At 73.6% G+C, this 10,037-nt stretch carries 6 protein-coding genes and 1 pseudogene; 3 read left to right on the top strand and 4 right to left on the bottom strand.

Features of this window, described 5'->3' with window-relative positions; translation table 11 throughout:
* The 3 genes and pseudogenes from Q4C85_RS11375 to Q4C85_RS11365 form a co-directional block, all read left to right on the top strand.
* Nucleotides 1-368 (top strand): annotated as a pseudogene (locus Q4C85_RS11375) (DEAD/DEAH box helicase); the annotation flags it as partial.
* A 158-nt stretch (nucleotides 369-526) separates the two neighbouring features.
* On the top strand, nucleotides 527-2,248 hold the full coding sequence (locus tag Q4C85_RS11370; RefSeq protein WP_303142192.1) for a cation:proton antiporter family protein: 1,722 nt from the start codon (nucleotides 527-529) through the stop codon (nucleotides 2,246-2,248).
* 49 nt (nucleotides 2,249-2,297) lie between these two features.
* Complete coding sequence (locus Q4C85_RS11365) at nucleotides 2,298-3,929, top strand: cation:proton antiporter family protein (RefSeq protein WP_303142190.1); 1,632 nt, start codon at nucleotides 2,298-2,300, stop codon at nucleotides 3,927-3,929.
* Nucleotides 3,930-3,955: 26 nt separating this feature from the next.
* Here the strand turns inward: Q4C85_RS11365 and Q4C85_RS11360 are convergent, their stop codons facing one another.
* Genes Q4C85_RS11360 through Q4C85_RS11345 form a run of 4 tightly spaced genes read right to left on the bottom strand, consistent with a single transcriptional unit; the run spans nucleotide 3,956 to nucleotide 9,639 of the window.
* The gene (locus Q4C85_RS11360; RefSeq protein WP_303142188.1) at nucleotides 3,956-5,581 is read right to left on the bottom strand and encodes a GTPase; all 1,626 of its coding nucleotides are present in this window, start codon (nucleotides 5,579-5,581) and stop codon (nucleotides 3,956-3,958) included.
* A complete protein-coding gene (locus Q4C85_RS11355; protein WP_303142186.1) occupies nucleotides 5,578-7,341 on the bottom strand; it encodes a dynamin family protein in 1,764 nt (587 codons plus the stop codon). The genes Q4C85_RS11360 and Q4C85_RS11355 overlap by 4 nt, the downstream gene beginning before the upstream one ends.
* A gap of 2 nt (nucleotides 7,342-7,343) precedes the next feature.
* Nucleotides 7,344-8,765, bottom strand: a complete 1,422-nt coding sequence (hisS, locus tag Q4C85_RS11350; RefSeq protein WP_303142185.1) for a histidine--tRNA ligase — start codon at nucleotides 8,763-8,765, stop codon at nucleotides 7,344-7,346.
* 58 nt (nucleotides 8,766-8,823) lie between these two features.
* On the bottom strand, nucleotides 8,824-9,639 hold the full coding sequence (locus tag Q4C85_RS11345; protein WP_303142183.1) for an MBL fold metallo-hydrolase: 816 nt from the start codon (nucleotides 9,637-9,639) through the stop codon (nucleotides 8,824-8,826).
* Between the last annotated feature and the right edge of the window lie 398 nt (nucleotides 9,640-10,037).

Below are 10,037 nucleotides of genomic sequence, written 5' to 3'. Positions count from 1 at the left end.
GCTCCGAGCGGCGTGACCGGGGTGAGCGCCGGGAGGCGGGCCGCTGGCAGGACCGTCCCGAGCGCGGGTACCGCCGCGATGACCGGGGGGACCGGGGCGACCGGGGTTACGACCGCTCCGAGCGGCGTGACCGGGGTGAGCGCCGGGAGGCGGGCCGCTGGCAGGACCGCCCCGAGCGCGGACACCGCCGCGATGACCGGGGCGACCGGGGCTACGACCGCCGGGACGACCAGCACAATGACCGACGCCACGACCGACGCAACGACCGCCAAGACCGGGGCGAGGGCTCCCGGCGCGGTTTCCGCTCCGAGGGCCCTGCCAGGGGGCGCCGGGAGGAGCGCGGTCAGCAGCGCACGGACCGCTGGTGATACCGGCCGGCGCACCGGCCTGCGCCGCCCGAGGGGAATAAACGAGCCGTGGTGGGTGTTTTGACTCGCTGAGATGCCGCTGATGGCGATCTCGAGCCTGACTTGACACTGTTGTGAGACCACGCTGACCGGAGGCGGGGCGGACGCGAGAGGGACCTGTGACAGCTGCCGGCCTGTACCTCATCGTTGTCGTCGTCCTGGGTCTGGCAGCGTCGGCGGTGCGTCTGCCCCCGCTGGTCGGTTACCTGGCCGCCGGCCTGGTGCTGTCGGCCGCGGGGGCGCCGCGCCTGGAGGTCATCGGTTCCTTGGCGGAGTTGGGCCTGGCCCTCCTGCTGTTCAAGGTGGGTCTGCGGCTGCGGCCCTGGCCGCTCATGCGCAGGAGGCTCCTGGCCACGGCCGCCACGTCGACGGCGGTGCTGACCTGCCTGGGCGTCGGCATCGTGGCGGCTGTGGCGGCCGTCCTCGAGCCGCTGGAGGCCCCATCCCCGGCAGGGGCGCTTCTCGTCGGCTTCGCCCTGGCCCTGTCCTCGGTCGCTGTGCCCGTCCGCCTGCTCGAGGCGCGAGACGACACCCGCGCCGTCTACGGGCGCCTCGTGTCGGGTGTGCTCGTCCTCCAGGTCGTGGCGGCCGTTCTCCTGCTCACCATCCTGAGGGCGCCCGCTCCCAGCCCGTGGGCCGGTGCGCTCATCGCGCTGTGGCCCGTCTCCCGCCTGCTGGGCGCGGTCCTGGACCGGATCGACCACCGTGAGATGCGGACCCTGTTCGGGATCGCCACCGCGCTGGTCCTGGGCTACGCGCTGTTCGAGGCCGTCGCCGTCGACGGCCGTTTGGGGGCGCTGGTCATCGGCGCCCTCCTGGCACGCCACCCGGCGGCCAAGGAGCTCGGCGGGGCGTTGAGCACGGTCGAGGACGCGCTGGTGGCCTGCCTGTTCGTGTCGATCGGCCTGGCTACGACGCTGTCGGTCTCCTCGGGCCTCCTGGCCGTGGTCATGCTCGCCGCGATGCCGCTGCGCCCTGCCGTCCACGCGGCCGTGGTGCGCGCGGGGCGGATGCGTCGGCGCACCAGCGTGCTCAGCGGCCTCCTCCTGTCCCCGTACAGTGAGATGGCCCTGGTCCTGGTCGCCGTCGGGATCGACCTCGGCCTACTCGACCGGGCCTGGGCGCCCGGTGTCGCGCTGGGAGTGTCCTTGTCCTTCATCGTCTCGGCAGCGGTCAACCGCGCCCCGGCCCGGCTGGTCAGGCGCCTGAGCGAGGCAGTGCCGCGCCGCCCCCGTGACAGCATCCACCCCGAGGACAGGCCCCTGGACCTCACCGAGGTCTCCGCCGTCGTCTTCGGCATGGGCCGGGTGGGCCGCTCAACGTACACGCGTCTGTACGACGACGGCATGACCGGCGTGCTCGGCATCGACAACGACGCGACCAAGGTGGCCGCGTTGCGCCGGCGCGGCTTCAACGTCCTGGAGGCCGACGCCACCGATCAGGGGTTCTGGGAGCGTCTCGACGCCGTGCACGCCACGACCGCCGTCCTGGCGATCCATGAGCCCGGAGCCAACGTCAATGTCCTGGAGTGGCTCAACCGCTCGAGCTTCGACGGCGAGGTCCTGGCCGTGGCACGCACCGACGACGAGGCCCGGGCACTGCGCCGTGCCGGGGCGGACACCGTGCTCAACATCGAGGACGCGCTGGGCTCGGCCGTCGCCCAGGCGATCACGACCGGGGACGCGCCGCAGGGCTTCGACTCCGGCTCGGAGCCCGCCGCGGACGGCCAGGACCATTCCGACGGTCAGCCGGAGAACGCCCGTCCCCGGGACCCCCGGGACGGGGTTACGGACCGTGCGACCGGGCGCTTCAGCCCGGAGCCCACCCCCGCCGCAGGGTGATGCGGAGCCGACGACCCCACCCGCCCCCGACCCGCCCGGAAGACCATCGATGACCCTCGCCGTCCACCTCGTCGCCGTCCTCGTCCTCGGCTTCGCCGCCGCCGTGCTCAGGATGCCGCCGCTGGTGGGTTACATCGCAGCCGGTTTTCTCCTAGGAGCCTTGGGATGGCCGACCCCGGGCTGGGTCGAGACGGTCGGGGACCTGGGGGCCGCCCTCCTGCTGTTCTCCATCGGCCTTGACCTCGATCTGCGCACCCTGGGACGCCGGCTCATCGCCGGCACCGCCGCCGTGACCATGGTGGCCATCACGGCGGCGACCACCCTTGTCATCGGGGTGACGGTCCTGGTCGTGGGCCTGACGGTCGGAGCCACGGCAGGCTGGCCGGCGGCCCTCATGCTCGGCTTCGCCTTGGCCTCCTCCTCGACGGTCGTCATCATGAAGATCCTGGAGGACCGCGACGACGCCCCCGCGCTCTACGGGCGCATCGCGGTGGGCACCTCGATCCTGCAGGACACGAGCTCGATCGTGCTGCTCGTGTTCATCGCGGGGTCCGCACCCAGCCCCTGGGCGCTCGCACTGGTGGCCCTGGTCCCCGCAGCGAGAGTCCTGGGCAGGGTCATGGCACGGGTGCACCACCGCGAGATGCTCGCCCTGCTCGGCATCGCGGTTGGCCTGCTGCCGGGATACCAGCTCTTCGAGGCCGTCGGCCTGCCCGGGACGCTGGGGGCACTCGTCATGGGGGCTCTGCTGGCCCGCCACCCCCGCTCCGTCGAGCTGGCCGAGTCCTTCCGGCCGATCCAGGAGCTCTTCCTCGTCGCCTTCTTCGTCTCCGTCGGGTCGGCCGGCCTGCCCTCGTGGGGGTCCCTGGTCATGGCGCTCGTCCTCGTCGCGCTGCTGCCGCTGCGCTCGGCGGCCTACACCGCCGCCCTGTGGTTCTACCGGCTGCGCCATCGCTCGGCCGTGCTGACCGGACTGGCCGTGGCCTCCTACTCCGAGCTGGCACTCGTCGTCGCCTCGGTGGGGGTGTCCCGGGGGATGCTGGGCCCCGAGTGGCTCCAGAGCCTGTCGGTGGCGGTGGCCCTGTCCTTCGTCGTTGCCTCGGTGATCAACAAGCGGCCCGGTGCGCTGGTGCAGCGCCTGTCCCACCGGATGCCCGATCACGCCCCCGACGCGCTGCACCCGGCCGAGGCTCCCCTGGACGTCTCCGGCGTCGAGGTCGTCATCTTCGGCATGGGCCGGGTCGGGCGCACGGCCTACCGGCGCCTGTGTGACGAGCTGGTCGCCGACGACGGCGTGCCCCATGGGCAGACGGTGCCGATCCCGGTCATGGGGGTCGACTCCGACACCGACAAGGTCGCCGCGCTGCAGGCCGAGGGTCTCAATGTCGTCGAGGGCGACGCCACCGACACCGACTTCTGGCAGCGGCTGGGCACCGGCGCCGTGCGGACCGCCGTGCTGGCCATGTCCGAGCCCGGAGCCAACCTCGCGGTCCTAGACTGGATCGAGCACCACGACTTCGCCGGCGAGGTGATGGCGGTGGCCGGATACGAGGACGAGGCCCGTCAGATGCGCGAGCGGGGTGTCGACACCGTCATCAACATCTACGACGGCATCGGCTCGGCCCTGGCCGAGGCGGCCGAGCACCGCTGGCCGGCCACCGCCATCAACACCGGTGCCTGATCACGGCCGGGGAGGCACGATGTCCGTCACCGGTGCTCCAGGACCGTCAGCAGACCGACCAGCTCCCGCCAGTCGGCCAGATCGGCACGCAGGGGCTCGTACAGCTCTCGCTCGACAACCGCGTCCGTGCCCGCCCGCAGACGCCTGCCGACCCTGGCGGCTCGCCGCCGGGCACCGGCCCGTGCCGGCCAAGAGCTCAGGGCCGCCAGGAGCAACCCGGCTGCCAAGGAGCCCAGAAGCAGGATGACCGGCCAGGGCACCCCACCCCAGCGAGGCGGGTCGACCTCGATGAGCAGGTGGCTGCGCGCCAGGACGAGGACGGTCTGCCACAGCCCACCCACGACGGCGGCCAGCGCCAGGAGGCGCTGGAGGAGGTCGAGCGCCCCCCACCAGCGGGGCTCGCCAGTGGCCTCGAGGTCGGTCCGCCCCACCGCCTCGTCGAGCGCAGGGGCCAGTGCCTCGGCGCGGGCGCGGGTGCGGGCCACCATCTCGGTGCGTATCCGCTCGGGAGTCCCTGCCGTCATCGCCAAGGCGGCGCGGTGCGCGGCCACGCGCAGCGCACCGACGGCGACCGGACCCGGTGGTGCCATGGAGGTGGGCGGGACCGGGGAGGTCGGGTCCTGCCCGGCGGGGCGGGCCATACCCAGGTGCAGCCGACGCAGCGGGTCGCTGCACAGCCGGGCGACCCAGCGCAGCGGGAGCCATCCCACCCGCCTCATGGCCGCCAGCTCGGCGGACTGCCTGACGGCGTGCTCGACCTGGTCGACGCCCGCGGCGCGAGCAGCGGCCTCACCCAGCTCATCGGAGCGCCGGCCGGTGGACGCCTGGGGTGACCCACCGACCTCGAGGACCTGCCGCAGGTCCCGGGCGAGCCTCCGCCGGTCGGCAGCCAGGCGGGCCTCGGCGGCGCGGCCGGCGGCCGCCAGGGCGGCCAGGCGTGCGGCCAGCGCGTCCACGCCCTGACCGGTGCGGGCGCTGAGCGCCACAAGCTCGGTACCACCCAGGCCCTCAGCGTCCAGCAGGCGGCGCAGGTCGGCCAGGACCGCCTCGCGCTCGGCCGCACCGAGACGGTCGAGCTGGTTGAGGACGACGAGCATGACGGCGTCGTGCGTGGCCAGCGGCTCCAGGAAGTCGTGGTGGACGACGCCGTCGGCGTACTTCTCCGGGTCGAGGACCCACACGAGGACGTCGACGGCTCCGGCCATCGACTCGGCCCTCCGCCGGTGCTCGGGCCGGTCCGAGTCGATGTCCGGCAGGTCGAGCACCACCGTCCCCGGCCCGAGGGACCCGTCGGAGATCTCGAGGCGGTTGCCGACGCCCAACCAGTCCAGCAGTTCGGTGGGGTCGGTGTCGGGCCCGTCGGGGCGGCCCACTGCAGCCAGTGGCTCACTGGTTGTGGGCCGGATGACCGAGGTGGTCGCCGCGCGTGTCCCGGTCAGTGCGTTGAACAGGCTCGACTTGCCCGAGCCGGTCGCACCGAGCAGGGCGACGACCGTGCAGCCCGGGGCCAGGCCGCGGCGGCGGCCGGTGCGCTCGACCAGCTCGCGCGCCTCGTGCAGGACCGTGCCGACCTGCGGTTCGGGCGGGCAGGCCTCGAAACGACCGGCCAGCTCGATGACCCGCTCGAGGTCCTGCACCGCGCTGCCGCTCACCGGTCCTCCCCCGTGTCCGCCGGCCGGTGGCCCCCGAGGGCGGTGCGCACCCGCTCGAGGTCGTCACGCAGCTCGGCCCCGGTGGGCGCCGGGGGGTCGAGCGCACCGATGAAGGCCCCGCACTGGTCGTCCAGGAGCACGGTGCACCGGTCGAGCAGGTCGGCGCGAGCACGTTCGGCCAGCCGACGCATGGCCTGGTCGCCGAAGACGGCCTCAAGAACCCGTTGGGCCAGCAGGGCGGTGCCCCCGGCGATACCGACCTCACCGCCGGTCAGACCGCCGGTGTGGGCGAAGACGAGAACCATGAGGGCGACACCGACGACGTTGACCCCCAAGGACAGGATGCGCGCCCGGAGGCGCTTGTCGGCACCCTCGGCACGGACCAGCTCCAGGACATTGGACTGCCAGTCGCGCACGAGTCCGGCGGCCCGGGCGGCCAGCTGGTCGTCGTCGGGCAGGGCCGCCGTCGCCACGGCGAGCTGGCGGGGGGCCGTGGCGGTGCGTCTCCACGCCCGCTCGGCGTCGAGGGCGGCGCGCTGGGACTCGGCGACCAGGAGTCCCGCCAGGGAGGACTCGATCGCCTCCTCCAGGTCGGCGGTACGACCGGGGCCGCCGCGCAGGGCCGCCGTCACCCGGTCCCGGACCCGGCCGACCCAGGACTCCAGGCCGCGCCACAGCTCGCCGGTGCCGACCAGCTCCTGCCAGCGGGCCAGGACCTCACCGCGCAGCATGGCGCCGTCGGCCGTCGCCCGCTCCACGGCGGCCCGGGCCTCGGCATAGGCGCCGCGTGCGGCCCGGGCGAGCTCCTCGCGCTGGGTCTCCTGGGCGTCGAGCTGGGCCACGAGCAAACCGGTCTCGGCCACAACGGCGCCCAGGGCCCCGGTGACAGTGCGCAGCGCAACCTCCCGGCGGGCCGAGCGGTCGGCGCTCAGGGAGTAGAGCCACGCGCGCACGGGTGCCACGACCCCGGCCGGCAGGAGGCCCTCGTCGTCCAGCCCCGTCTCGGGCAGCGTGAGGACGGGCGCGTGGTCGAGGCCGGCCCGGTCCAACCGCCGGCGCAGGTCGGTCTCGACCTGCCCCGCTGCGCCCGGGGGCACCCGGTTGAGCACGACGGCGGCCACGATGTCGCGGTCGGCGGCGGCGCGCAGGTGCTCCCAGGGGACGGCGTCGGCATAGCGGGCGGCCGTGGTCACGAAGAGCCACAGGTCCGCGGCGGCCAGCAGCGCGGCGGCCAGGGAGCGGTTGTCCTCGACCACCGAGTCGACGTCCGGAGCGTCCAGGAGTGCCAGGCCGGCGGGAAGCGCGTCGCAGGGGCGCATCTCCACCTCCCGGGCGGTCACGTGCTGCGCGCGAGCCGCCGGCGCGTCCGCGTTCACGCGCACACGTGCCAGCGAGCCGAGCACCCGCGGCGAGTCGAACCACTCCCGGTCCTGGGGAGCGTGGAGGAGCAGCGGGCGCCGGGTGGTGGGGCGGATGGCGGAGGCGGCCGCGACACGGCGTCGCACGAGGGAGTTGACCAGCGTCGACTTGCCCGCACCGGTGGAGCCGCCCACCACGGCCAGGAGCGGGGCGTCCAGGCTGGCCAGGCGAGGCAGGACGTAGTCGCCCAGCTGGTCGCGCAGGAGCGCCGCCCGAGCCGCGGCCCCCGCCGTCATCCCGAGCTCGTAGGGCAGCTCGAGGGAGCCGAGACGGTCGTGCAGGTGGGCCAGGGCGGCCTGCGCCGCCCCGTATCCGCCCTGGGCGGCGTGGGAGGCGGGCATGCTCATTCCCCCCGGCGCGGGTCCCCGGGGTCGCCGAGCGCCACGAGCCGTGGGGCGAGGTCGGTCGGGTCGGCGGGAGCCCAGGTGGCGGCATCGGCCTCGACCTGCTCCCCGGAGCGGATGTCCTTGACCGAGTCCGTCCCCTGCTCACCGCCGGGGAACCAGACGAAGGGGATCCCGCGCCGGTCGGCGAAGCGGATCTGCTTGCCGAACTTCGCCGCGCTGGGGGCGACATCGGCCGGGATGCCCCGGGCGCGCAGGACGTCGGCCACGGCGTCGGAGGCCCCCCGGTGCTCCTCGTCGGTCACCGCCACGAGGACCGCGGTGGGCACGGCGCGGGTCACGTCAAGCAGACCGGCGGCCATGACGCGTGCCAGGAGCCGGGAGACGCCGATCGAGATGCCCACACCGGGGAAGGTGCGCTTGCCGTTGCTCGCCAGGCTGTCGTAGCGGCCGCCCGAGCACACCGAGCCGAGGTCCTCGTGGCCGGCCATGAAGGACTCGTAGACGGTGCCCGTGTAGTAGTCCAGTCCGCGGGCGATCTTGAGGTCGGCGATGATTGCGCCCGGACGGCGGCGTGCGGCCGCCTCCAGCAGGGCGCTCAACTGCTCGAGGCCCTCGCTGAGCAGGCCGGTGGCCGGAGCGCCGTCGAGGGCGTCGTGCACGCGGGCGCCGACCTGGTGGGGGTCGGTGCCGGTGATGGTGGCCAGGTCCAGGGCGGCGCGCGCCTGCGCCTCGGTGGTGCCCACCGCCGAGACGAGCTCGGCCGCGACGGCATCGGGGCCGATCTTGTCGAGCTTGTCGACCACGCGCAGCACCTCGATGAGGTCGGCATCGGCCACGCCCAGGGACTGGTAGAAGCCCTGGGCCACCTTGCGGTTGGACACGTGGATGGTCACCGGGGGAATCGGCAGGGCGGTGAGGGCCTCGTGCATGATGAGCGGGACGTCGACGTCGTGGTGCAGCGCCAGCACCCCGTCTCCCACGATGTCGATGTCAGCCTGGATGAACTCCCGGAAACGACCCTCCTGGGGGCGCTCGCCACGCCAGACCTTCTGGATCTGGTAACGCTTGAAGGGGAAGGACAGCAGGCCTGCGTTGTCGACGACGTAGCGTGCGAAGGGCACGGTCAGGTCGAAGTGGAGGCCGAGCTGCTTGGACGGGTCGGTCGGCTCAGCGGCCGGGTCGGCCTGGAGCCGGGAGAGCAGGTAGACCTCCTTGGAGGTCTCGCCCTTCTTCATCAGCTGGTCCACCGGCTCGACCGCGCGGGTCTCGATCCCACTGAAGCCGTGGAGCTCGAAGGTGTGACGCAGCGTGTCCAGGAAGTGCTGCTCGATGACGCGTCCGGCGGGCAGCCATTCGGGAAATCCGGACAAGGTGGAGAGCGCCTGACGCGCCGGGGCGGTGGTCACCATGGGCGGCATTGTGTCACGGCCGGCGGGGCGGCCGGCTCTGCGGTCGGGGCGCCGGAGCCCGCCGGGCTCAGGCCCGCAGATCTCCCCCACGAACCTTGGCCTCCGCCAGATACGGGTTGCCCCGGTGCTCATGGGCCATCGTCGTGGCCGCCCCGTGACCGGGCAGCAGGACGGTCTCGGGGGCGATCGCCGAGGCCAGGAAGCGCAACGTGCCCAGCATCTGGACCTGGTCCCCGCCCGGCAGGTCAGTGCGCCCGACCGATCCCTTGAAGATGACGTCCCCGGCCAGGGCCACGAGGTAGTCGCGCACCTGGTCGGCGGTCGTCGGATCCTCGTCGGCCGCCTCGGCCTCATGTAGCAGGGCGTTGTCCGCCAGCGCCGCCTCCAGGAGGAACAGGCTCGAGCCCTCGGAGTGCCCCGGAGCGGCCACCGCCCGCAGCGCCAGTCCGGGGGTCAGCTCAACTGCCCGGGAGAAGCCCTCCTGGGGGAAGGACCGCACCTGACTGGGCCTGCGCCAGGGGCCCGGCACAAGGTCCGCGAAGGAGGTTCCGGTGATCAGGTGGATACCGGTCGTGGCCGCGGGGTCATCGAGGCGGTAGAGGTCGGGGGCCGGGATGTAGACCGGGACCTGCTGGGCGCCGTCCGTGACCACCCCCCGCTGCCGGGCGGCGTCGATGAGTGCCGCGGTGTCCCACACGTGGTCGGCGTGCCCGTGGGTGAGCAGGACGGCTCCCAGGCTCAGCCGGTGAGCGCCCAGGAGGGCCAGTGCCCCGCCGACGGCTCCGGCGCCCGGATCGACCACGACCGCGGGCGACGAGGGGCCCGGGGCGAGCACATAGCAGTTGGCGCCGAAGACGGGGGCGACTGTGCGCTCGAGGATCATGGCGCGAGCATAGGCGATTGATTCCCAGGGGTCTGCGGCTATGGGTGGTCAGCGAGATCGGGAGATATGGCACCTCGAGATCGGTACCTATGGCATCTCGAGGGGGCATATGTCCCGATCTCGGCGAGGGGGAGCGTCCGGCGGGGCCTGACGACGGTGCGGTGAGGACGTAGACTCCTGAGCACTGTCGCCTTCCGGCGACATCCGCACACCTCCCGGCCCCACGGGTCGGGCGCGCACGGAACGGACCGGCTCACCGGTCCCACCCCGTCAACCCGTGAAGGAGCACACCGTGACCGAGCAGAAGCAGCCCGACACCGAGCTGGACCCCACTGCCACGTCCGCGACGGAGCCCGACTCCGCCACCCCTGAGCAGGCCGAGCCCACTGCGCCCGCCG

The organism is Actinomyces sp., assembly GCF_030524025.1.
Taxonomy (GTDB): domain Bacteria; phylum Actinomycetota; class Actinomycetes; order Actinomycetales; family Actinomycetaceae; genus Actinomyces.
The sequence above is the reverse complement of the archived record's forward strand: the minus strand, read 5'-3'. Positions and strand labels throughout refer to the sequence as shown.

Coding starts and splice junctions, on each gene's coding strand:
- Q4C85_RS11355 (WP_303142186.1), bottom strand. CDS start 7,341: ATGCCCGCCTCCCACGCCGCCCAGGGCGGATACGGGGCGGCGCAGGCC.
- Q4C85_RS11345 (WP_303142183.1), bottom strand. CDS start 9,639: ATGATCCTCGAGCGCACAGTCGCCCCCGTCTTCGGCGCCAACTGCTAT.
- Q4C85_RS11365 (WP_303142190.1), top strand. CDS start 2,298: ATGACCCTCGCCGTCCACCTCGTCGCCGTCCTCGTCCTCGGCTTCGCC.
- hisS (WP_303142185.1), bottom strand. CDS start 8,765: ATGCCGCCCATGGTGACCACCGCCCCGGCGCGTCAGGCGCTCTCCACC.